The sequence below is a fragment of the Colwellia sp. MEBiC06753 genome, from assembly GCF_053470325.1.
In genome coordinates, this window is the sequence record NZ_JBQMTM010000007.1 from 1 (window position 1) to 23,368 (window position 23,368).

Below are 23,368 nucleotides of genomic sequence, written 5' to 3' on the forward strand. Positions count from 1 at the left end.
GCCGCCAGCGTTCAATCTGAGCCATGATCAAACTCTTCAATTAAAATCGTTTGTTGAGACATCTCTTATAAAAGAGCGTCTCGGCTCAATGAATTCTGTACAAAATAAAACTTAAAAAAGTATTTTTTTTGCATGAACTTCACTGAGTTAATTTTGGCTACCGAAGTAGCTTATTTGTAAAATCAACATCATGTGAATGTCCACACAAATTGCATGATAACTAATTGTTAAAGATGCCTACCGAAGTAGGTATGCCGAACCGCTTCACTTATAAAAAGTGGATGAACGCGTTGTTCGGCGCGGGCTATCAATCTCATTCGTTGCTAGACCGCTTATTCTCTTTCAGGTCATTCCCTGTCAGAGCGGATGCGTATTCTACTCACCCCTGTTTCGATGTCAACAAGTTTTTGAAAAAAGTTTTAAAAAGTTTTTCAAACTTATCTGACCCGTTTAATGCTAAATCGTTAACACTAAACTGTTCAAAACAGCATTCTCAAGTCTCCCTGGGAAGTGGATGCGCATTTTAGGGATTTTTTATCCCGCGTCAACACCTTTTTTAAATAATTTTAATATTTTTGTTTAAACGCTGGATTTTCATACAAACCACGTATTTATTGAACAACATATTAACAAAGCTTACTAAAACTTAACTAAATGACCTTATTAGTCATTATTTGATGGCTAGCGATTATTTGTCTATATCTACTAGATTTGGTCAGTGATTAGCTCACTATAAGTATAATTTTTGTTATTATTTCCATTAGTTAGAAATTAAAGGCACTTTTATCTATGAATAAGGCATGTAGAACCTATAAAGGTATTGCTCCAAAAATTGGTAGCGATTGTTATATTGATCAGACTTCAGTAATCGTAGGCGATGTCACTTTAGGTAATGATGTAAGTATATGGCCATTAGTTGCTGCGCGTGGTGACGTTAATACGATTACGATTGGGGAGCGCACTAATGTTCAAGACGGAACCGTACTACACGTTACTCGTAAATCAGAGGCAAATCCTGATGGTTACCCTTTGATAATTGGCTTTGATGTTACGATTGGACATAAATGTATGTTGCATGGTTGCACCTTAGGTAATCGCATTTTAGTAGGAATGGGTGCCATTATTATGGATGGTGCGGTAGTAAAGGATGATGTCTTTATCGGTGCCGGCACACTTATACCACCAAACAAAACACTAGAAAGCGGTTATTTATATGTTGGCAACCCAGCTAAACAAGCTAGACCATTAAAAGAAGCAGAACTCAAATTTTTAGCGAAATCTGCGATTAACTATGTTGAACTTAAAAACGACTATATTAATGAAGCCAATAGTTAACCATTATTGTTTCATTTGAATATGAAGTTCATTGCCTTCTAATTCATTGTCCTCTAACCAGAGCTCGACAATTTCCTCTAAATCATATTTAGTACAATTGTCGACCTCGGTTAAACGACTTAATGAAAGCGAATGAAAATAGATAAAAATTTGCTGACCAGCAACCAATCCTGACATCCGCCAGCAGTCACTAGTTTGATCAAAGCTTAAATCATCATTAAATAAAATGGCTTGGTTCATTAGTGGTTTCTCAACATATTACGAAGCATAGCTAATACTTGTGCTTGATCAGGTTTAACATTTCGCCACAGATAAAAGCTTTCAGCTGCTTGCCCCACTAACATACCTAAGCCATCAACTGTTTTACTGCAACCTAATTGCTTTGCCCATGCAAGAAAAATGGTTGGCTTATTTTGATAGACCATATCGTAAGCAAAGCCATTTTCAGCAAATATTGACTGAGGTACTGGTGGTAACTCCCCAGATAAGCTTGTTGAAGTGGAATTAATTACCAGATCAAAAGCTGTTAAATGTTCAAGTTCAGTTAAAGGCACAGCTTCAATATGGCCAAATTCTCTAAAGGTAGTTTGTAGTGCTAACGCTTTATCAAAAGAGCGATTTGTTACAACGAGCTGATTAGGCGCTTTATCCAATAGTGGTTTAATCACCCCTCTTGCTGCGCCCCCTGCACCAATTAATAAAATACGTTTCGTTAATGGTGCACCATTAGCAATTAAATCTTTTACTAAACCAGCACCATCAGTGTTGTCTGCCGATATAGTGCCGTCATCATTAAAAGTAAGCGTATTTACCGCTTGTGCTAATTGCGCACGTTCACTGATATGATCTGCAATCTCAAATGCCTCGCCTTTAAATGGCATAGTGACATTACAGCCTTTACCGCCGGCTTTAATAAACTCAGTTATTTGCTGGTGAAAATTATCCAGCGCCGGTTCAATCGCGGTATACTCAAGATCTTGATGTGTTTGTATTGCAAACTGTTGATGGATAAATGGCGACTTTGATTGTGAAATCGGGTGTCCAAATACGGCGTATTTATCCATTACTTTAACTCTCTACTATTGAATAGGCATTACTTTGTTTGGCATTAAAAAGCTTTTTTCGTCCACTGACAAGACTGAAAACGAATCAACTAGTACAACTCTTTATAATTTAATTGGTGGCGAAGCTGGAACCCGCACTTTAGCAAACGCATTTTATGATGAAATGGAAAGCAATATTCATTTACAAGAGCTATTAGCAATACATAAGCAGCCGCTAGATGAAATTCGAGAAAAATTCTTTGAATATTTATCAGGCTGGATGGGTGGGCCGCCGCTATTTGAACAAAAGTATGGTCATCCAAGGCTAAGGCAGCGCCATATGCATGTCACTGTAACCTCAAAACAGGCACAACTTTGGATGCTATGCATGAATAATGCGTTAGATAGTACAGTTAAAGACCAAGCTTTAAAACACCATTTACAGCAAGCATTTGGCCAGCTAGCTCAACATATGATTAATCATTAAGGTTTTAGCAATTAGCTGATAAACATTATCTTTTTCATTTATTTGTCGGCATAAAAATATCATACTAGTTCTCATGGTAATTAAAATTATCCGATAAAATTAATCACTTATGTTAAACCTTGGGTTTTCTAGCGATGACAGCCAGCTGTCTATATCACAAAAATTATTGCTAACTGCGGGCTTTTACCTATTGTTTTGTCTGTGGTATTTACCACAGCTCGACTTAATTCCATTAATTAATGAAGAGACTCGCCGCGCGATTGTCGCCATAGAGTTGCTTAATAATGGCAACTTCTTAATACCAACCATAGGTGGTGAACTTTATACGGCCAAGCCTCCGCTATTTAATTGGCTAATCATGCTCGCTAGCGGGATGGATGCAGGGCAGGTTAATGAATTTAATGCTCGCATTGTTTCGGTAATATCTTTGGCGATACTGGTGGCCACCATTTGTTACTTAACCCGTAACTGGTGGTCGACAAAAAGCTTATTGCTATTGGCTGTGCTACTCGCACTTTCACCGGCTATGGTGCGAAAAGCTACGCTAGCAGAAATTGATATCACCTTTACCTTACTAGTTAACCTCGCTATCTTTAGCTGGTTCTGTAATTACCAATGCCAAAGATATAAACAAGCTTGGTTAATTTCTGCAGTATTTATTGGTCTAGCCTATTTATGTAAACGCGAAGCGGCATTGCTATTTTACGTATTATCTATTGCCAGTTGGTTAATCTATCAAAAACAAGTTAAGACGCCATTTATCAGCGGAATTTACCTAGCGATAGCGATCATCCTATTATCCATTGCCACTTGGATTGGCCCTATTATCGCGGAATATGGTGTTTATGCGTTTGTTAAACAAACATCAGAGCAAGTAGCTTTGCGCCAACATGAGGGAAGCTTTGTTAATTATTTATTTAGTAGTATCAGTTACCCATTTGAAGTGCTAGTTTCATTACTCCCTGCTACATTGCCATTGGCGTTGTTATTAATTAAGAAATTTCGCCAGCAACTTAGCCAATATTACGGAGAGCGCTTCAGCTTTTTGGCGCTTATTTCTTTAGTAAATCTCGTTCCTTACATTCTGCTCGGCGACAGTAACGTGCGATATTACTTACCAATGTTTCCGGCTATTTTTATTTTGGCGACCATGGCGGTCAGCCAAATTGACCTGTTTTATGTAAACGAAAAAAACGACCATCGCCATATTCAGTTAGCGATAAAGATAATTGTTTACTATTTACCGATAGTGTTTTTGAGCTTATCTACTGTCGCCATTATTTATCTAGTAGTGACAGCAACACTTTCAGGTTCTTTAACATACCTACTTATACTTGCTGCCTTAGCTACCCTGCTGTATTTAATCAGGCTTTGTTATGCGCGGATTCAAGCTAAGGTTAAGCTTTCAAGGCTAGTGTTAGAGTACCTGCTCGTTATAATTTTGGCGGTTAGGTTGATTGATTTTGGCTACACCACCCCAAGAAAATATCAAAATACACTCGCCGAACGTGATATTACTGCCATGCTGCAAGACATTGCTAACGTGGCGAATCAGCAACAGGCAAGCATTATTGCGCTACCACAATTTTCACATGCGTTTTTATATTTTGATAAAGACCAACTAATTATGCCGAAAAAGTGTGGCGATAAAATATCAGCCAATGACTTGCACTTATCAATACAGACGAAGGACGATTTCCAGACTTTACAACTAGCAAGCGAGAATAAGATAGTTTGGTACAGTAATTATAGAAATAATTATGTCGCTATTTTAACAACAGCAGAACAGCATCAAGAACGATTCGTACCGAATAAAAGTTGCCTGATTGGCTCAAATTAAAGCCTAAAGAAAAGGCTAGTAACTCTCGTCACTAGCCTTAGTAGAATATGTGTAAAGGAAAGTTATTTAAAACTTGTAACCTAACATGATTGAGTAAACCATAGGGTCAACATCAACGCTTGCAGAACCTTTAATATCACCAATTTTGAATGTTGCATCGGTACCAATATCAATGTAGCGAGCTGATGCATTAACATGCCACTTATCATTAATTTCAAAATCAGCGCCAACTTGTAAGGCGAAACCGAAAGATCCGTCTAATGATAAGTCGTTAAAGCCTAAGCTTTTAGGTGCAGACTTAAACGATTCATCGAAAAAGATAGTGTAGTTTAAACCAGCACCAACATATGGCTTAAATGCAGAACCAGTATCAAAATAATAAACTGCACTTACTGTTGGTGGTAAATGAGTTACTTCTGCTAACGTGGCACCGTCAACATCAACACCAAAAAGGCCTTCTGAAATTCCTTCAGGATCATGAATTTTAACATCATGTTTAAAAGGCGTTGCTGCTAGTACTTCTACCGCCCAGTTGCTGTCAAAGAAATAAACAAAGTTTAAACCTAGTTGTGCATTATCATCGACAGAAATAGATAACGGCGTATCACCGCCTAACGCATCGACTTTAACACCTGATTTGCCGCTATCTGGATCCACCATAGTGTAACCACCACGCACCACAATGTCGCCAGCCTGATAATTTTGCGCCACAGCGCCCAAAGATAATGTTGATAAAACCGCTAATGTCAGTAAATTTTTTTTCATGAGAGTATCCCCTTTAGTATTTGCCGACATCATATAGCGAACAATCCTATGAAAAGTTGATTTACCTCAAATAACAAATTGATTACGGTTTTAAACAATTACTACCCGTACAAAGCGTGATCTAAATCAATAAAAAACGAGTAAATTGACTTGTAAGGCACTGCTAATATCTGCCTGCGTTGATTCGCAATTGCCAATAATATTGTTATATTTAAAGAAAATACTCGACGAAAAGTATGCTAAAGAACCGTCCTGTTCAGGAACAAGTACTCATCACTTTATCGCTGACGATAGCGATTGTTTTAGTGCCCTTCGGCTTATATCGCATCATACAAGCAGATTGGATAATAGGTATTTTTGATATTACCGCTTCAGTGTTGCTGATCTCTTTAAGTTTAAATGTTTATGCGAATCGTCATGTTGAATTTGCCCGTAAAGCAATGAGCGTCTTTGTTTTTGCCGCGGTGCTATTAAGTGTTTATCTCAAAGGTAAGGCGCAGAATGTTTGGCTTTACCCTGCGATTCCACTGATTTTTTACCTAACAACACCATTTATCGCGGCTCGCGTTACCTTAATAGCCATCGCAGTAATGACGTTGCTTATGTACGATCAAATGACCCGCTTTGAATTAATGACCATGATATTTACCTATCTCACTACTGGCGCTTGTTCTTTCGCTTTTGGTTACCAATGGCTTAGACATCAGCAAGAGTTAGTTAATCAAGCGATTACCGATCCACTGACTAAAGTCAAAAACCGTCGAGCCTTTGATGAATATTTCGATAAGCTAATTGCCGACAAACAGGATGAGTGCAAAAACCATGTGTTAGTTATTTTCGATATCGATAATTTTAAAGCGATTAACGATAAGCACGGCCATAAAGTCGGTGACAAAGTATTAATTCATATTACGAAATTGGTTAGTGAGCGTTTACGCAAAAGTGATGGGCTTTATCGAATAGGTGGTGAAGAGTTTTTAATTATTCTTCACAACACGTCAGTAGAGGACGCTGAATCTTTTACCAACAATTTATGCCAGCTAATTGCATCGAATAGCATTCTGAAAAATGAATCGGTCACTATTTCCGCTGGTTTGGCTAAATCTCCTAAAACGGGGCATTCTGGCAACAGCTGGTTTAAGCGCGCTGATGCCGCACTTTATCAAGCAAAAGCTAACGGCCGTAACTGTGTAGAAACTGCTAATGATTAACCGCAGTAAAAATTTCGTACAGCTTATAAATCCACACCAGCAATAAGTAGATAATGGCTGTGGTTACGGCGGCAGAGCCTAAATCTTTCGCTCGACCACTAAGCTCATGGTATTCAGGACCAATTCTATCGACCACAGCCTCAACCGCAGTATTTAATAGCTCTGCAATTAAAATAAGAAACAGCCCAGAAACCAATATAGCAAACTCTATTAATGAGTCTGCTATATACAGCGCCAATGGAATAAGTAATACGCTTAGCCAAGTATATTGGCGAAATGCAATTTCATAACGATAGGCTGCGACAAAACCGCGCCAGCTATTAATAATAGCTGGGCCAAATCGTTGAATATGGCCCAATGGCGTTTCTCTACTCATATTTTACTCTTGCCTACCAAACCAATAGCCTACGCGTTTAACCAATCACGCGGCATAAGATAATTAGCTAACTGAGCTTCTTCACTACCAGCTTCTGGCTTATAGTTGTATTCCCAGCGTGCTAATGGTGGCATCGACATTAAAATAGATTCGGTTCTACCACCGCTTTGTAGGCCAAACAAAGTGCCGCGATCGAACACCAGATTGAACTCTACGTAACGACCACGACGATAAAGTTGGAATTGGCGCTGACGTTCACCGTATGGCGTCGCTTTACGTTGTTCGATGATCGGCACATAGGCATCAATAAATCCTTGACCAACCGCTTTGATATAATCGAATGACTTATCAAAGCCCCAGCTATTTAAATCATCAAAGAATAAGCCACCAACACCCCGGGTTTCATTACGATGTTTCAGATAAAAATATTCATCACACCATTTTTTATGTTCATCATAAACAGTTTCGCCAAACGGCTGGCATAAGGTTTGTGCTGTTTGATGCCAGTGCTGAATATCGTCATCATTAGGATAAAATGGTGTTAAATCAAAGCCGCCACCAAACCACCATACCGGCGCTTCCCCTTCTTTTTCAGCAATAAAAAAACGAACATTCGCATGAGATGTTGGAATATAAGGGTTTTTCGGGTGAATCACTAGCGATACGCCGCAGGCCTGCCAAGTGCGACCAACAAGTTCAGGACGATGCGCGGTTGCTGAAGGCGGTAGTTTATCGCCAGAAACTAATGAAAAGTTAACACCGCCTTGTTCAATGACATCACCGTTGGTTAAAACACGGCTGCGGCCACCACCGCCCTCTGCTCTGGTCCAATTATCTTCAATAAATTTACCAGTACCATCTGCCTGCTCCAATGCCTGACAAATGTTATCTTGTAAGTCTTTAAGGAATGCGACAACGGTTTCAATGTTAACTTGACTCATGTGCGAAAAACTTCTCCAGTTAAGCCATCAATAATGGTCGATGGCTGTGAAAAACCTAAGGTATTGCCTTTAATAATGCAATCAACCTTGTCTCCTAGCTCGGTTTCCACCTGCTGCCAAGTAGTTGCAGGAGGGTGACCAGTTAAGTTAGCACTGGTTGAGACAATCGGCTTATTAAGTTGTTTACATAAAGCAACAACGTCAGGCTGACTAGTGACTCTAACCGCTAGGGTAGAAAATTGGCCGGTTAACCATTTAGGCGTGGTTGGCAAACAAGGTAACACTTGAGTAATACCATCTGGCCAGTGTGATAATACCGCATGGCGCTTATCTTGAGGAATTTTACTATCGTCAATATAGGGTAATAATTGAGAGTAATTACTGGCTAATAAAATTAAACCTTTTTCTATTGGTCGCTGTTTTAACGCCAATAATTTCATTACCGCTTGCTCATTGTCAGGATCGCACCCTAATCCGAATACAGCTTCAGTTGGATAGGCAATTAATCCACCTTGAGCATAAACATCGACTGCAGTATTCATTTAGTACTATGACTCACTCGTTAAAAAATGAGCCATAGTATAGCGAGTTGTCGATTAAGAATATACTTAGCCGAACAAGGATCTGACTTTCTCTCTTAATACAAATTTTTGTATTTTACCGGTAGAGGTTTTAGGTAATTCACTAAATACCACGCTGCGCGGCGCTTTAAAGTTCGCCATATTGTCTCGACAAAAATCAATGACCTCGCGTTCACTTAGCACATAGCCGTCTTTGACCGTAACAAAGGCACAGGGTGTTTCGCCCCACTTTTCATCAGCGCGTGCCACCACTGCGGCTTCCAAAATGGCCGGATGTTTATAAAGCACCCCTTCAACTTCAACAGAAGAAATATTCTCACCACCAGAAATAATAATATCTTTAGAGCGATCTCGAATTTCAATAAAACCATCAGGGTGTTTCACCGCTAAATCACCCGAGTGGAACCAACCTTTAGCAAAAGCTGACTCGGTCGCGGTTTCATTTTTCAAGTAACCTTTCATGGTGGTATTACCACGAAACATAATTTCACCAATAGTTTCGGCATCCGCTGGCACCGGACGCATAGTTTCCGGGTTTAAGACATCGACAGATTCTTGCGTTGGATAACGTACACCCTGACGCGCCTTAAGTGCCGCACGTTCGTCACTGTCTTTGCTATCCCATTCCGACTTCCATTCACTGACTACACATGGACCATAAACTTCAGTTAATCCGTAAGTTTGGGTAATATCAAAACCTAGTGCTTCCATACCTTTAATCACTGCTGCAGGTGGTGGAGCGCCAGCAGTCATTGCTTTAATGCCACGAGGAATTTGCTGCAAAAGCGACTCTTCAGCGTTAAGTATCATATTCAGTACAATAGGCGCACCGCAAAAATGACTAACTTGATGATTTCTCATCGCTTCAACAATGGCTGTAACTTCTACTTGTCGCAGGCACACCTGCGTACCACCAACGGCCGCTATCGTCCAAGGAAAACACCAACCATTACAATGAAACATCGGCAACGTCCATAAATACACTGGTGGCTTTGGCATTGGCCAAATAAGGGTATTACCGATGGCATTTAAGTAAGCGCCACGATGAGAATAAACCACGCCTTTCGGGTTACCTGTAGTACCTGACGTATAATTTAATGCCAGCGCCTGCCATTCATCAGTAATAAAGTGTTGTTCTAATTCGTCATCACCTTCACTGAGTAATGTTTGGTAATCAATAGTACCTATACCCTGAGTTTCGCCGCTTTGCGGATCAAAAATATCAATAACTAATGGTTGCCTACTTGATAATGCCAATGCAGTGCGCATGGTTGAAGCAAAGGCAGAATCTACTAACAAGACGTCACATTCACCATGATCCAAAATAAACGCCAATGCTTGTGGATCTAAGCGGGTGTTTAATGAGTTCAATACCGCGCCAGTGAGCGGTACCGCATAATGCGCCTCAATATAGGCTGGAATATTGGCGGCAATGATGGTGACAGTATCGCCTGGTTTAACACCTCGTTTGATTAAGGCACTGGCAAAACGATTTACATTAACTTGCAACTGACGATAGGTTGTTTTTTGCTCGCCATGTATGACCGCGACACGATCAGGAAAAACTTCAGCGGTACGAGTTAAAAAAGTGACCGGAGTTAACGGCTGAGCATTAGCACGGCATTGGTCTAACCCTTGTTGATAAATATTCATAGCTACCTCACATTCAGGCTTAAAAGCATCAACTGTCTAATGCCATCAAGCTTAGCGAGATTTTAAAAAATTTATATTCTCCTTTAGTCTAAGACCCTAGCTTTGGGTGAATACATTTGCATAGCCATAATTTAGCCAGTGAACATTCCGTATCGACACAAACATAGGTATAATGCCGAGCCTATAAATTGGTCGTGTAGAACTTCCACCCTCTCATTTTATTTATAAGGCACTTTTACAATGAAAGTAGGCATCATTATGGGGTCAAAATCTGATTGGCCAACAATGAAACACGCAGCAGACATGTTAGATCTTTTCGGTGTTCCATATGAAACCAAAGTGGTTTCGGCACATCGTACGCCTCATTTATTAGCTGAATATGCTGAAAGTGCTAAAGATAGAGGTTTCAAAGTAATTATTGCAGGTGCCGGCGGTGCTGCCCACTTACCAGGTATGACCGCAGCTTACACTAGCTTGCCGGTGCTAGGTGTACCAGTGCAATCAAAAGCACTTAGCGGCCAAGATTCATTATTATCCATTGTGCAAATGCCAAAAGGTATTGCTGTCGGCACATTAGCCATTGGTAATGCTGGTGCGGCTAACTCAGGTTTATTAGCGGCACAAATTATTGGTACTCATGATGAAACGGTTATGTCGGCAGTGGAAAAATTCCGTGCCGAGCAAACAGCAACCATTTTAAGTAACCCTAACCCAGCTGAGTAATATCACAATGAATGTTCTTGTATTGGGTGCAGGCCAGTTAGCCAGAATGATGGCACTAGCAACTAAACCACTAAATATTACCATTAGAGCCTATGATGTTGGCTCTAATACTGTTGTTGATCCACTAAATAGTGATGTAAGCTATGGTGAATTAACTTCAGGTATTGAGTTTGCTGATGTTATTACCGCAGAATTTGAACATATCGCCCACGATGTATTAGCACAATGTGAAGCTTCAGGTAAATTAAAGCCTTCCGCTCAGGCAATTAAAACTGGTGGCGATCGCCGCTTAGAAAAAACCTTGCTTGAGGAAGCCGGCGTAGCCAATGCTAAACACAAGATTATTGAAACCAAACAAGACTTTGATCAAGCATTAAACGCGCTTGAACTGCCACTTATCTTAAAAAGTGCCCTTGCCGGATACGATGGTAAAGGTCAGTGGCGATTAAAAGATAAAGCGCAAGCAGATGACATTTGGACCGATATCGAAGCATTCTTCGATGGTGGTGCTAAAGGCGTAAAACATGCCGTTGTCGCCGAACAAATGGTCGGGTTTGATCGAGAAGTGTCTTTAGTAGGTGCGCGCGATAGCCAAGGCAATATCAGCGTTTACCCACTAACAGAAAACCATCACACCGACGGTGTACTAACGGTTTCAGTGGCATTAAATAGTGATAATGCGTTGCAAGCACAAGCGCAGCAAATGTTTAATAAAGTGGCAGATGCCTTAGATTACGTTGGCATTTTAGCAATTGAATTTTTCCAAGTTGGTGATCAGCTGTTGGTTAATGAGATTGCACCGCGCGTGCACAATTCAGGTCACTGGACTCAACAAGGTGCTGATACGAGTCAATTTGAAAATCATATTCGAGCAGTAGCAGGCTTGCCGTTAGGTAGTGGTGCGCTAGTTCGCCCTACAGCAATGATCAATATTTTAGGTGAAGATACAGTACCAAATGAGATCCTAGCAGTGCCAAGTGTTACCTTGCACTGGTATGGTAAAGGCAAACGCGCTGGTCGAAAAATGGGGCATATCAATGTTTCTGCAGATAGTTTTAGTGCGTTAACTGAGCGCTTAGCTGAAGTCGCTAATTTACTGCCAAGTGCAGCTTTTGCGGATATTCAGCAATATGCTAATGGGTTAGTCATAAAGAACTAATTCTTCATTACTGTGCTGATTGGAAGTGGCCACACTTTTTATCAGCACATTGTAATTTTTCGCCCGCCGCCATTTGTCGCTTCAACAATAAAGAAAAACCACACTTTTCACACTCGCCAGCTACTGGTTGGTGATTAACCGCATATTTGCATTTCGGATAATTGCTACACGGATAAAAGGTTTTACCATGGCGGGTAGTTTTTGCCGTTAACTCACCTGACTTGCAGGATGGACACGCCACTGAACCTTGTTCACTTTCAGTGTTTTTATCATGCTCAATATGATGGCACTCGGGAAAATTGCTACAGCCAATAAACATGCCATAACGTCCCTGCTTCACCGCTAATTCATGACCACATTCAGGACACACTGTACCTGGTAGTATTCTGTCTTCAACTTTTTCATGTTCAACTACCGCCCGCGTATACTGACAACTTGGATAATTGGCACAGCCAATAAACGCCCCCGATTTACCACGTTTAATTTGTAGCTCAGAACCACACTCAGGGCAAACGCCATAGGCTTGCTCTAAAGCATGTTCATGTAGTTTAAATAACGGATCGTCTGCGTGAGACATAGATTAACTTTAGCAGTGGATAATGCCGACATTATGCCATATTTGTCGCCATAGAAAGAAGTTGAATAATAAATTAAAAAAGCCGCTAATGTAGCGGCCCTTCTGGAACTTCATCGAAGATTAAATCTTCCATTTGAGAGTAAGCACTTTCTTTACCTGGTACATTAAACAATACCATTAGTACTACCCATTTTAAATCATCCAAATAGAAGTCTTTAGTATCTAACTCCATCACTCGATCTATCACCATTTCACGGGTGGTAATATCCAGTAAATTCACTTGCTCAAGAAACAGTAGAAAGCCTCGGCATTCTGTGTCTAAGCGTTGAATCTCCTGTGCGGTATAAACACGTGTGGATGTGCCAGAAACCCGCGTTAAATACGGATGTTCATCGTTGTGCTGGAGATCAGCTAACTTTTCTAACCAGCTTAATGCTTTATAGATTTCATCTTGATGAAATCCTGCCCTTGTGAGTTCATCGGTGAGCTCGTCGTGATCAACCATGATTTCGGCTTCTGAGTGAATATAATTCTCAAAAAGGTACATAAGAATATCGAACATATTACCCCCTATGTAATCTTAAATAGCCTCCAGGTACCGCAGATACCAGACCTCTTAGCTCAAGCATTGTTAGCCGGGTTAACACTTCGTCTGTAGGAAGTTTACTCCGAGAAACCACCATATCTACGGGAGTGATTTCATATCCCACACTAGCTAACAATGAATCGTTTAACAAGCCCTGTTTATCACTTTTTTCAATTTTTTCGTCCTCCTTAGCTGTAGAGTTAGAAACAGGAAAAAAGTTCAGCTCTTCCATTATGTCGGCCGCTGAATTAATTAATTTAGCCCCCTGCTTAATTAGTTCATTACAGCCAATAGCCATAGGGTTAAGTGGCGAACCAGGAACAGCAAATACTTCTCTATCTTGCTCTAGCGCACAGCGCGCTGTTACTAATGAGCCACTTTTAATTTCTGCCTCTACGACAACCGTGCCCAAACTTAACCCACTAATAATTCGATTACGCCGCGGAAAATGTCCCGGTTTAGCTACAGTTCCGGGCATAAACTCACTAACAATCAACCCTCCTTTATCAACAATACTTTTGGCTAGTTGCTTGTGACGTGATGGATAAACGGTATCGATACCTGTGCCAACTACCGCAATAGTTTTACCAGAAGCGGCTAACGCTCCTTGATGACATGCAGCATCAATGCCTAAAGCCATACCGCTGGTGATGACTAAAGCCTGAGATAATTCAAAAGCCAATTGCCGCGCAAATTCGCGACCAGAATAAGAGGCTGCTCTACTACCAACCATGGCTATTTGAGGTTCATTAAGTAATGAAGAATCGCCTTTGACCCATAATACTAATGGTGGGTCATAAAGTTCAGCCACTAATTTAGGATAGCGACTATGACCATAGTAGATAAGTTCGCTACCAACTTGTTTTGATTGGTTAATCACTTGATCGATGTATTGCCAGTTAGGCTGAGTGATGGCAAGCATTTGTGCTTCATTTAAACCTGTTGAAGCCAGTTGCGACTGAGAAAGTTGAAAAAGTTGAGGCAAACCATAAGCTTGTACTAAAGCTAACTTACGCTTTATCGCTAACCTAGGTACAAACTTTAATGCCAACCATAATTGAACTAGTTCCTTGACCATAGCTCTTCTCCCTAAGACGCAGGCAATAAAAAAGGCACATCACTATAGTTATAGTTGATATGCCTTTATTTTCAATTATTTAGTTTTTATGGTGCTGAAACGATATCGTTTAACCTTGCTGGTTTAGAAGTTTTCATAATCAATGCCATAGCCGCATTGTCATAGACCTTAAATACCATAATCTGACCAATATCTTCTTCAGGCATATCGTATGCGGCATCACTTTCCGCAGACATTCTTGCCCAACGAGAAGCGCTTTCGGTGTATTGCGGGCCATCTTTCGTTTCAACAACAGATGGGCTCTTACGACCAATGGTTAATATATCACCCAATTTAACGCCGTCACTTTCACCGCGGTTGATCATTACCACTTCCAGCTTACCAAACTCACGACCATCACTTGATGACTTAACAATGACACCTCGAAGCGAAGGGTCAGCTTGTTGCATGGTATAGAAAGACGGTAACAATTGACCATCATTAATCGGCATTACCAAATCACCTGAGCGAATTTCGCGATTCGCCGAGTTAACTAATAATGTTCCTGGGCGTTTATTAGCAATATTGCCGTTGCGAATAGCCTGAGCAGTACCAGTAAGCTTGACATTAAAGCCTAGTGACTCGTCAGTTTCCGGATCAATAATTTCTTCATCAATATGGTAAATCGCGTATGACTTACCTAAAACTAGATCATCATTAACATACACTTTGAAGTGATCTAAGCTCGACTTATAACCTTCATCACTACCAACAACATGTGGCAACTCATCAAGTTGAGTTTGTGATAATAAATGATCGTACTTAATGTATGGTGCAATCACTTGTAATGGCAAAGTAGCTATTGGCGATGTTTTCACTTGCTTGCGAAGCTTAGGCGATAATTTTAATGTTGGCTTTTCACGAACAACTGGCGCAGGAATAACTTCATTAGTTTCTTCCACCATAGGTGCTTGCTCAACAATTAATTGCGGTTCACCACTTTCGTCAAGTACCAATCTAAGTACATCACCAGGGTAAATTAAATGTGGGTTATTTATTTCTGGGTTTAAGCGCCATAACTTAGGCCAAAGCCAAGGTTGCTTAAGAAATAAAGAGGAAATGTCCCATAGCGTATCGCCTTCTTCAACTATGTAAGTTTGCGGAGCCCCATCATTAATTTGCAATTCATCAGCAAATGAAAGCCAAGGCAAAGTGAAGAATGTCGCTGAGAGTATAATTTTTTTTAACATGCTACTCTTGTCCATTTTTATACAAAAATTTTAAACCACTATTATTAATGTTATTTAATGGCTAAAATTGAAACATAACATTCTCTATAAATTATCGCTATTTATTTGTAAAAATTATGACCGTTTTAACTGTTTTACGCTTTCCTGATGAAAGATTACGTACCAAAGCCGAAGAAGTAACCGAAGTGAATGATGACATTCGCCAAATTGTCGATGACATGTTTGAAACCATGTACGACGAAAATGGGGTCGGCTTAGCAGCGACTCAAGTTGATATCCATAAACGTATTGTAGTCATGGATACCACAGAAGACAAAAGTGATCCGATCACGCTAATTAATCCAGAAATTATTAAAAAGAGTGAACAAACCTTTATCAATGAAGAGGGCTGTTTATCTGTGCCGGGTTGTTATGCCAAAGTAACTCGCCACGAAACGGTAACGGTTAAAGCACTTGATCGTGATGGTAATGAATTTACCCGTGATGCTGATGAATTACTGAGCATTTGTATTCAGCACGAACTGGATCACTTAGCTGGCGTATTATTTGTTGATTACTTATCTCCGCTGAAACGTAAGCGTATTCAATCTAAATTAGAAAAAGAAGCTCGCCAAGCTGCAAAAGCATAACCAAAGGAATCCCCTTGACTAGTCCATTAAATATTATTTTTGCCGGCACGCCGGATTTTGCAGCAAAACATCTTCAAGCATTAATCGACAGTGAACACAAAGTAATTGCCACCTACTGCCCGCCAGATAAACCGGCAGGCAGAGGTAAAAAGCTGACCGCGTGTGCCACGAAAACTCTTGCCTTGGCGCACGATATTCCAGTGTTGCAACCAAAGAGCTTTAAAGAGCTTGCAGACCAAGAAACACTTAAAGCACTAAATGCTGATGTTATGGTTGTGGTTGCATACGGTTTATTACTGCCAAAAGCGATATTGGATGCACCACGCTTAGGTTGTATCAATGTTCATGGCTCGTTATTGCCGAAATGGCGAGGCGCAGCACCAATCCAGCGCTCACTTGAAGCTGGCGATGCTGAAACGGGTGTAACCATAATGCAAATGGACGAAGGTTTAGATACCGGCGATATGATTTTAAAAGCCAGTTGCCCTATTTTGCCATCAGATACTAGCGCCAGCCTTTACGAAAAATTAGCTAAACTTGGCCCAAAAGCGCTTATCGATACGTTATCGTTAATGGCAACAGGTAATTACCCTCGCGAACCGCAAAATAACGAGCTCGCAACTTATGCCAGCAAACTTGATAAAGCGGAAGCTGAAATCAACTGGCAACAAAGTGCTCGCGTCATTGACTTAAAACAACGAGCATTTACCCCTTGGCCCGGTACTCAAATTAACTTTTGCCAAAAAAATGGTGAGGTGGTGACATTAAAAGTTCACCAGCTCAAAGTGGTTGAACAAGAGATCTCAGGATTTAACGCTGGACAAATTATTTCGGCAGACAAGTCTGGTGTTTTAGTTGCAACAACAGAGAACGCCATTTTAATTGAAGTGCTGCAACTACCAGGCAAAAAGCCACTACCGGTTAAAGACATTCTTAATGGCCGTGCAGAATGGTTTTTACCGGGCAACCCTATTACAGGTTTTATATGTCAGTAAATTTACGAGGGCTAGCCGCACAAATTTGTTTTGGTGTTGTTGATAAAGGCCGAAGCTTATCTGAAGAATTGCCAAAATACGCAGCAAAAGTAGAGGGTAAAGATAAAGGCTTGTTGCAAGAGCTTTGTTACGGTGTGTTACGCTATCTACCAGAGCTAGAATGCCATATTCAGCAGTTAATGGAAAAGCCTCTTAAAGGCAAGCAACGTGTATGTCACTTTTTGTTGTTAGTGGGTATTTACCAACTTAAATACACTCGTATTCCTGATCATGCCGCGGTTAGTGAAACCGTTGCTGCGACTAGTTCGATTAAATTAAAGTTCTTAAAGAACTTAGTAAATGCCATTTTGCGTAGTTACCAGCGTGATCCTGATTTACCAGAAAATACTAGCCTAGCGATTAGCCATAATCACCCAGGCTGGTTTATTAAAAAGTTGCAAAGCACCTATCCACAACAATGGCAACAAATATTGAACGCCAATATGCAACGTCCACCAATGTGGCTGCGAGTAAATCAAGCTCAAAGCTCTTCAGATGACTATTTAGCGCTGCTTGCTAACACCCCGATAGAGGTTGATGCACAACAAGAAAAAACCGGCGCCATTAGGCTAGTTAATGCGGTTGATGTAGATAAGTTACCAAACTTCGCTAAAGGTATGGCCTCAATACAAGATGCTGCCGCCCAACAGTCGGCCCGGTTACTCGACTGCCAAGCTGGTGATATCGTGCTAGATTGCTGCGCCGCCCCAGGCGGTAAAACCTGCCATATTTTAGAAATGTCGCCCAATATCGCATCATTAACAGCGATAGATATTGAAGAAAGCCGACTAAAACGCGTTCAAGAAAACCTTGATAGAATTGGCGTTAAAGCAAAATTACAAGTTGCCGATGCCACGGCACCAGAACAATGGTGGGACGGTTCACAATTTGATCGCATACTGCTAGATGCGCCTTGCTCTGCCACTGGTGTTATTAGACGGCACCCGGATATTAAGTGGCTTAGAAAATCACAGGATATTGACGCGCTAGTTATCTTACAGGCCGAGATTTTGAAAAAGATGTGGTCATTACTTAAGCCTGGTGGTACTTTGCTATACGCTACATGCAGCGTATTACCTGAAGAAAACGCAGAGCAAATATCGCAATTTATAGCCGAAGAGCCTAGTGCTAGCCTAATCGACTTACCTGAATATCAGGGTAAGATTGGCTGGCAAATTTTACCAGGTGAAGATGATATGGACGGCTTTTATTATGCTAAGCTGCTAAAAGCTCTATAAAAATAATCACACAAGGCGATAATCCGCGTAGTGAAATTAACATAAAATATGAAAATAATAATAGTTGGTGCAGGACAAGTTGGTGGTACGCTAGCTGAAAATCTAGTTGGCGAAAATAATGACATTACCATCATAGATACCAATAACGACACCTTACAAGAATTGCAGGATAAGCTTGATCTACAAGTAGTAACTGGTCAAGGTTGCCATCCTGATGTGCTTGCTAAAGCTGGCGCAGATGATGCGGACATGGTAATTGCCGTGACCAATGATGATGCCACCAATATGATTGCCTGCCAAATTGCCTACACCTTATTTAGTACGCCCAAAAAAGTTGCCCGTATTCGCTCATCGCAAATTGTTGAACATAAACGTGAATTATTTAACAAAGATCATATTCCTGTTGATCACGTAATTGCGCCAGAACAATTGGTTACCCGCGATATAATTCACCTGATTGACTACCCAGGTGCTTTACAAGTGTTAGAATTTGCTGACGGTAAAGTGAGTCTTGTAGCGGTTAAAGCCTATTATGGCGGCCTGTTAGTTGGTCACGCCCTTTCTACGCTAAAAGAACATATTCCAAATGTTGATACGCGAGTAGCTGCAATTTACCGAAATGGTCGCCCTATTCGCCCGCTCGGCACCACAGTAATAGAAGCCGATGATGAAGTATTCTTTATCGCCGCCACTGTACATATCCGCGCGGTAATGAACGAATTACAAAAACTTGAACCAGCCTATAATCGCATAGTTATTGCGGGTGGTGGCAATATCGGCGCGGGTCTTGCCAAGAAATTAGAAAAAAATCACCAAGTTAAACTTATCGAACATTCACCAGAGCGAGCACAACAATTAGCTCAAGAGCTTGATGATACGTTAATTTTTACCGGTGATTCATCTGATCAAGAGTTATTGCTTGAAGAACATATCGACCAATTCGACGTGTTTATAGCAGTAACAAATGATGATGAAGCAAATATTATGTCGTCATTGCTAGCGAAGAAATTGGGCGTACGGAAAACCATGGTACTGATCCAACGTGATGCTTATGTAGATTTAGTACATGGCAGCACCATAGATATTGCCATATCACCACAACACGCCACTATCTCAGCCCTATTAACCCATGTACGTAAAGGTACAATTAAAAATGTTTACAGTTTACGTGGCGGCGCAGCAGAGGCCATAGAAATTGTCGCTAAGGGCGATGAAAGTTCATCTAAGGTTGTTGGCCGCGAAATTAGAGATATTAAATTGCCACCAGGGACCACCATTGGCGCTATCGTCAGGGGTGACGAAGTAATTATCGCTCATTCCGATACGGTGATATCTGAAGATGATCACGTTATTTTATTCTTAGTGAATAAAAAGTATATTTCTGATGTTGAAAAACTTTTCCAAGTCGGCGTAATTTACTTTTAACGGCTTAACTTTAACCGTTAACTTTTAGCTAAACAAAACCTTATTTACGCCAGAATGCTGGCGTAAATAACACCAGTAAAGTGAATATTTCTAATCGACCAAATAGCATAGCTAATACTAATACCCACTTACTAAAATCATTAATTGAAGCAAAGTTTGCTGCCACTTCGCCTAAGCCTGGACCTAAATTATTCATACACGCTGCAACCGCCGTAAAGGCACTGATATCGTCCATACCTGCCGCTAACAACAGCAACATACAAATTACAAATACTGCTGCATAGGCCGAGAAAAAACCCCAAACCGCTTCAACCACACGATTAGGCAACGCTTTTTTCCCTAGTTTGATAGTAAATACCGCTTTAGGGTGAACTAATTTATTAAGCTCGCGTATCCCTTGCAGGTACAGCAAGATAATACGCACAACTTTCATACCGCCACCGGTACTACCAGCACAGCCACCTATAAAGCTGGAAAAGATCAGTAATATCGGCAGTAACGTTGGCCAATCGGCAAATGAAGTCGTAGCAAAGCCCGCAGTGGTGCTAATAGATACCGACTGAAACAATGCTTGATCTAACGCCCTATCTGCGTCGGTGTAGGTTCCCGATGTCATTAATACGGTAAAACAAATCAGTGTCAGCACTAATTGAATAATAATGAAAATTCTAAATTCTGGATCAAATAGATAACTACGCAATGATCTACTCTGCAGTGCAGCATGATGCAATGCAAAATTAACGCCGGCGATAATTAGAAACACCACACAAACTAAGTTAACCATGGGGCTATTAAAATAGCCGATACTGGCATCGTGTGTAGAAAACCCACCTATTGCAATAGTTGAAAACGAATGACAAATAGCATCAAATGGTGTCATGCCCGCCAGCCAATAACTAAAAGCGCAAGCAATGGTTAATGCCAAGTAGATGTACCACAAATGCTTGGCGGTATCAGCAATTCGAGGCGTCATTTTAGAATCTTTAACTGGCCCTGGCGTTTCAGCTCGATAAAGCTGCATTCCACCAATACCTAACATAGGTAAAACCGCCACAGCTAAAACAATAATCCCCATACCACCGATCCACTGCAACTGTTGACGGTAAAACAGTACCGCATGAGGCAAGCTGTCAATATGGGTAAGTATGGTCGCACCGGTTGTTGTTAAGCCAGAAAACGACTCAAAGAATGAGTCGGTAATAGATAAACTCGGGTTTTCCAACAGCATTAATGGAATGGCAGAGAAGCTTGCTAATACTGTCCAAAACAGCACAACGATTAGAAATCCTTCGCGCGCTCTTAAGTCACCTTTCTCGTCTCGGTTGGGATACCAAAAAGAAATACCGAAAGCCAAACACCAAAGAAATGCCATTAGAAACGGAACACCACCACCATCGCGATAGATCAGCGAGACTATTGCTGGCGGTAACATAGTGACACTAAGTAACGCCACTAATAGCCCTAAAATTCGAATGATATTTCTATATTGCACTACGGTTTCTTTGAGCCCGAGTTTACTTGTGCTTGTGCTGGACTTACTAAGGTTAACGTCCCACAAGACAAGGTAAGTAATTGTTGTTCAAATAGTTTAAGTTGATCGTCAGGGATAGCCAATACAAATTTAACTTTTTCTTGATATTGTTCTTCGTTTATTTCACTACAGGTCTGTTTAACCAAGTGCTGAATATCGGCAATTTGTGGATATTCACACTCAATTATTTTGGTGGTGGTTGGCACCTTAACTTCTGTTGCTAAATACGGTAATGCCTCTCTTACAGCGCCACCATAAGCGCGTTGCAAACCACCTGTACCTAATTTTACGCCACCGAAATATCGAACAACAATGGCGGCAACTTGCCCAACACCACTGCCTTGAAGTACAGCAAGCATTGGTCTTCCTGCTGTGCCACTTGGTTCACCATCATCTGAAAAACCATACTTTTGGCTATCTTGCGGCGCGCCACTAACAAAAGCGTAGCAATGATGGTTAGCGTTAGGGTGCTGTTGTTGAAGCTCTATGAGCCGAGATTTTAAATCTTGGTAGGATAAACAAGGAAACAGATAACAAAGGAAACGACTGCGATTTACAGTCGTTTCATGCATTATTTCATTAGCCCCAATATCATAACTTGCCATTAAGCTAATTGATTGTCTCTGGTCATATTTTCATTATGTGACTTATGAACAATGATATTGTCTTCAATACGAATACCACCAAAAGGCTTAAATTGTTCAACGGTTGCCCAATTAACCATATTACCATGCTCACTTTGTTTTAAATCGGCCAGCAATGAATCAATAAAATACAAACCAGGTTCTATAGTAAATACTTGATCAGCCTCAACCACGCGAGAGGTACGTAAGAACGGATGCTCTTTGGGGGAGTTAATATGCGTACCGCGTTCATCAGCCATATAGCCACCAACATCGTGTACCTGCAACCCTAAGTGATGACCTAAACCATGTGGGAAGAAGGTAGAAACTATGCCAGTTTCTACTGCAGATTCAGCAGTGGCATTAATGATATTAAACTCTGTTAATACTTTAGCAATTTCTGCGTAAGTTTCGATATGTAAATCAACATAGCTTTTACCCGGTTTTAAGCCATCAACCGCAGTTAACATTAGCTGATCCATTCGAGCGATTAATGCGGCAAAATCATTCTGTTCAAAGGCATAGGTTCTAGTGATATCAGAAGCATAGCCATGAAAATTTGCACCGGCATCAATCAAAAATGAGCGATGCTGAGCAGGCTTTTCACGCTCTAGGGCGGTGTAATGTAATATTGAGGTATTTTTATTTAACGCAACAATATTGCCATATGGCGTTTCACTGTTGGTATGTGAAACAGCTTGTAAATATGCGCGTTGAATTTCAAATTCGCTTTCGCCAGCTAAAAACGCCGCTTTTGCCGCATTGTGCCCTTTAACCGCTTTAGCATTTGATAAACGCATACATTCGTGTTCGTATGGTGTTTTATAGGCACGATGGAAATGCAAATAGTTAAGCGCACCTTCTGGATTAATTTGTTCAAAACCAAGTGCTTTCGCTACTTCAATATGCTCACCAATGTAAGCCAGTTTTGCTTTGTCGTAAGGTAATAAGCTATCAACATCGGCTGAGTTCGTTAGAATTTTAATATCAAAAAACTCATTCCAATAATCGGTTTTTAACTCGACAACTTTGTGCCAAAAGTCGACTGGCTGATAGTAAATTAACGTTGGTTTATCGACACCATTGATGATCAACCAGCTGTTTGTGACATCAGTCAACGGCAGCCAATGTTTGAAGTGCGGATTCACTTTAAACGGATAAGAGTTGTCATCTAAAAATATTTTCAGTTCTTTCCCTGAATGAATTACCAAACCTTCTAAGTTTTCACGCGTTAACACATTTTTTGCGCGAATTTGTAATTCATTGATATGGGCAGGATATAAACTAGCTAAGCTTGTCATAAA

At 40.7% G+C, this 23,368-nt stretch carries 24 protein-coding genes; 10 read left to right on the plus strand and 14 right to left on the minus strand.

Annotation, left to right across the window (positions count from 1 at the left end):
* Positions 1 to 789: 789 nt before the first annotated feature.
* Complete coding sequence (locus ACOB82_RS07210) at positions 790 to 1,335, plus strand: gamma carbonic anhydrase family protein (protein ID WP_448212288.1); 546 nt, start codon at positions 790 to 792, stop codon at positions 1,333 to 1,335.
* A 3-nt stretch (positions 1,336 to 1,338) separates the two neighbouring features.
* Here the strand turns inward: ACOB82_RS07210 and ACOB82_RS07215 are convergent, their stop codons facing one another.
* Positions 1,339 to 1,575, minus strand: coding sequence for a hypothetical protein (locus tag ACOB82_RS07215; RefSeq protein ID WP_448212289.1), 237 nt, complete (start codon positions 1,573 to 1,575; stop codon positions 1,339 to 1,341).
* Positions 1,575 to 2,399, minus strand: coding sequence for a shikimate dehydrogenase (aroE, locus tag ACOB82_RS07220; RefSeq protein ID WP_448212290.1), 825 nt, complete (start codon positions 2,397 to 2,399; stop codon positions 1,575 to 1,577). Before aroE ends, ACOB82_RS07215 begins: the two co-directional genes overlap by 1 nt.
* Positions 2,400 to 2,433: 34 nt before the next feature.
* Between aroE and ACOB82_RS07225 the strand changes: the two genes are divergently transcribed.
* Together ACOB82_RS07225 and ACOB82_RS07230 are read left to right on the plus strand one after the other, a co-directional pair.
* Positions 2,434 to 2,865 carry a group II truncated hemoglobin gene (locus tag ACOB82_RS07225; protein WP_448212291.1) on the plus strand — a complete coding sequence of 144 codons (432 nt, stop codon included), beginning with the start codon at positions 2,434 to 2,436 and terminating at the stop codon, positions 2,863 to 2,865.
* A gap of 109 nt (positions 2,866 to 2,974) precedes the next feature.
* Positions 2,975 to 4,705: an ArnT family glycosyltransferase gene (locus ACOB82_RS07230; protein WP_448212292.1), complete on the plus strand. Its 1,731-nt coding sequence runs from the start codon at positions 2,975 to 2,977 to the stop codon at positions 4,703 to 4,705.
* A 66-nt stretch (positions 4,706 to 4,771) separates the two neighbouring features.
* Here ACOB82_RS07230 and ACOB82_RS07235 read toward each other — a convergent pair whose 3' ends face one another.
* Entirely contained in the window at positions 4,772 to 5,470 is a 699-nt protein-coding gene (locus tag ACOB82_RS07235; protein ID WP_448212293.1) for an OmpW/AlkL family protein, read from the minus strand.
* Positions 5,471 to 5,706: 236 nt separating this feature from the next.
* Here ACOB82_RS07235 and ACOB82_RS07240 point away from each other — a divergent pair, with 236 nt between their 5' ends.
* Positions 5,707 to 6,681: a GGDEF domain-containing protein gene (locus ACOB82_RS07240; protein WP_448212294.1), complete on the plus strand. Its 975-nt coding sequence runs from the start codon at positions 5,707 to 5,709 to the stop codon at positions 6,679 to 6,681.
* Here ACOB82_RS07240 and ACOB82_RS07245 read toward each other — a convergent pair.
* The 4 genes from ACOB82_RS07245 to ACOB82_RS07260 form a co-directional block, all read right to left on the minus strand.
* A complete protein-coding gene (locus ACOB82_RS07245) occupies positions 6,671 to 7,057 on the minus strand; it encodes a diacylglycerol kinase (protein WP_448212295.1) in 387 nt (128 codons plus the stop codon). The genes ACOB82_RS07240 and ACOB82_RS07245 overlap by 11 nt on opposite strands.
* A 29-nt stretch (positions 7,058 to 7,086) precedes the next feature.
* Complete coding sequence (gene hemF / locus ACOB82_RS07250) at positions 7,087 to 7,998, minus strand: oxygen-dependent coproporphyrinogen oxidase (protein ID WP_448212296.1); 912 nt, start codon at positions 7,996 to 7,998, stop codon at positions 7,087 to 7,089.
* Positions 7,995 to 8,540 carry an L-threonylcarbamoyladenylate synthase gene (locus tag ACOB82_RS07255; RefSeq protein ID WP_448212297.1) on the minus strand — a complete coding sequence of 182 codons (546 nt, stop codon included), beginning with the start codon at positions 8,538 to 8,540 and terminating at the stop codon, positions 7,995 to 7,997. Before ACOB82_RS07255 ends, hemF begins: the two co-directional genes overlap by 4 nt.
* Before the next feature lie 66 nt (positions 8,541 to 8,606).
* Positions 8,607 to 10,232, minus strand: coding sequence for an acyl-CoA synthetase (locus ACOB82_RS07260; protein ID WP_448212298.1), 1,626 nt, complete (start codon positions 10,230 to 10,232; stop codon positions 8,607 to 8,609).
* 240 nt (positions 10,233 to 10,472) lie between these two features.
* On the opposite strand from ACOB82_RS07260, the gene purE reads away from it, so the two are divergent.
* Together purE and ACOB82_RS07270 are read left to right on the plus strand one after the other, a co-directional pair.
* A complete protein-coding gene (gene purE / locus ACOB82_RS07265; RefSeq protein WP_448212299.1) occupies positions 10,473 to 10,955 on the plus strand; it encodes a 5-(carboxyamino)imidazole ribonucleotide mutase in 483 nt (160 codons plus the stop codon).
* A 7-nt stretch (positions 10,956 to 10,962) separates the two neighbouring features.
* Entirely contained in the window at positions 10,963 to 12,114 is a 1,152-nt protein-coding gene (locus tag ACOB82_RS07270; protein ID WP_448212300.1) for a 5-(carboxyamino)imidazole ribonucleotide synthase, read from the plus strand.
* A 7-nt stretch (positions 12,115 to 12,121) separates the two neighbouring features.
* On the opposite strand, the gene ACOB82_RS07275 is transcribed toward ACOB82_RS07270, so the two are convergent.
* The 4 genes from ACOB82_RS07275 to ACOB82_RS07290 all read right to left on the minus strand — a co-directional run bounded on the left by ACOB82_RS07275 (position 12,122) and on the right by ACOB82_RS07290 (position 15,584).
* The gene (locus ACOB82_RS07275; RefSeq protein WP_448212301.1) at positions 12,122 to 12,691 is read right to left on the minus strand and encodes a DNA topoisomerase family protein; all 570 of its coding nucleotides are present in this window, start codon (positions 12,689 to 12,691) and stop codon (positions 12,122 to 12,124) included.
* Positions 12,692 to 12,776: 85 nt separating this feature from the next.
* On the minus strand, positions 12,777 to 13,253 hold the full coding sequence (locus ACOB82_RS07280; protein WP_448212302.1) for a DUF494 family protein: 477 nt from the start codon (positions 13,251 to 13,253) through the stop codon (positions 12,777 to 12,779).
* 1 nt (position 13,254) lies between these two features.
* Positions 13,255 to 14,355 carry a DNA-processing protein DprA gene (dprA, locus tag ACOB82_RS07285; RefSeq protein ID WP_448212303.1) on the minus strand — a complete coding sequence of 367 codons (1,101 nt, stop codon included), beginning with the start codon at positions 14,353 to 14,355 and terminating at the stop codon, positions 13,255 to 13,257.
* A gap of 86 nt (positions 14,356 to 14,441) precedes the next feature.
* Entirely contained in the window at positions 14,442 to 15,584 is a 1,143-nt protein-coding gene (locus tag ACOB82_RS07290; protein ID WP_448212304.1) for a LysM peptidoglycan-binding domain-containing protein, read from the minus strand.
* A 116-nt stretch (positions 15,585 to 15,700) separates the two neighbouring features.
* Between ACOB82_RS07290 and def the strand changes: the two genes are divergently transcribed.
* From def to trkA, 4 genes are read left to right on the plus strand one after another with little or no spacing between them, the layout of a single operon-like run.
* Positions 15,701 to 16,213 (plus strand): peptide deformylase, encoded by a 513-nt coding sequence (gene def, locus ACOB82_RS07295; protein ID WP_448212305.1) that lies wholly within the window; start codon positions 15,701 to 15,703, stop codon positions 16,211 to 16,213.
* A gap of 14 nt (positions 16,214 to 16,227) precedes the next feature.
* Entirely contained in the window at positions 16,228 to 17,208 is a 981-nt protein-coding gene (gene fmt / locus ACOB82_RS07300; RefSeq protein WP_448212306.1) for a methionyl-tRNA formyltransferase, read from the plus strand.
* A complete protein-coding gene (gene rsmB, locus ACOB82_RS07305) occupies positions 17,199 to 18,485 on the plus strand; it encodes a 16S rRNA (cytosine(967)-C(5))-methyltransferase RsmB (protein ID WP_448212307.1) in 1,287 nt (428 codons plus the stop codon). Before fmt ends, rsmB begins: the two co-directional genes overlap by 10 nt.
* Positions 18,486 to 18,533: 48 nt before the next feature.
* Positions 18,534 to 19,910 (plus strand): Trk system potassium transporter TrkA, encoded by a 1,377-nt coding sequence (trkA, locus tag ACOB82_RS07310; protein WP_448212308.1) that lies wholly within the window; start codon positions 18,534 to 18,536, stop codon positions 19,908 to 19,910.
* Positions 19,911 to 19,950: 40 nt separating this feature from the next.
* Here trkA and ACOB82_RS07315 read toward each other — a convergent pair whose 3' ends face one another.
* The 3 genes from ACOB82_RS07315 to pepQ are packed head-to-tail and all read right to left on the minus strand — an operon-like array spanning position 19,951 to position 23,365.
* Positions 19,951 to 21,402, minus strand: a complete 1,452-nt coding sequence (locus ACOB82_RS07315; RefSeq protein ID WP_448212309.1) for a TrkH family potassium uptake protein — start codon at positions 21,400 to 21,402, stop codon at positions 19,951 to 19,953.
* Positions 21,402 to 22,046: a YigZ family protein gene (locus tag ACOB82_RS07320; RefSeq protein WP_448212310.1), complete on the minus strand. Its 645-nt coding sequence runs from the start codon at positions 22,044 to 22,046 to the stop codon at positions 21,402 to 21,404. Before ACOB82_RS07320 ends, ACOB82_RS07315 begins: the two co-directional genes overlap by 1 nt.
* Positions 22,046 to 23,365, minus strand: a complete 1,320-nt coding sequence (gene pepQ / locus ACOB82_RS07325; protein WP_448212311.1) for a Xaa-Pro dipeptidase — start codon at positions 23,363 to 23,365, stop codon at positions 22,046 to 22,048. Before pepQ ends, ACOB82_RS07320 begins: the two co-directional genes overlap by 1 nt.
* Positions 23,366 to 23,368: the final 3 nt, after the last annotated feature.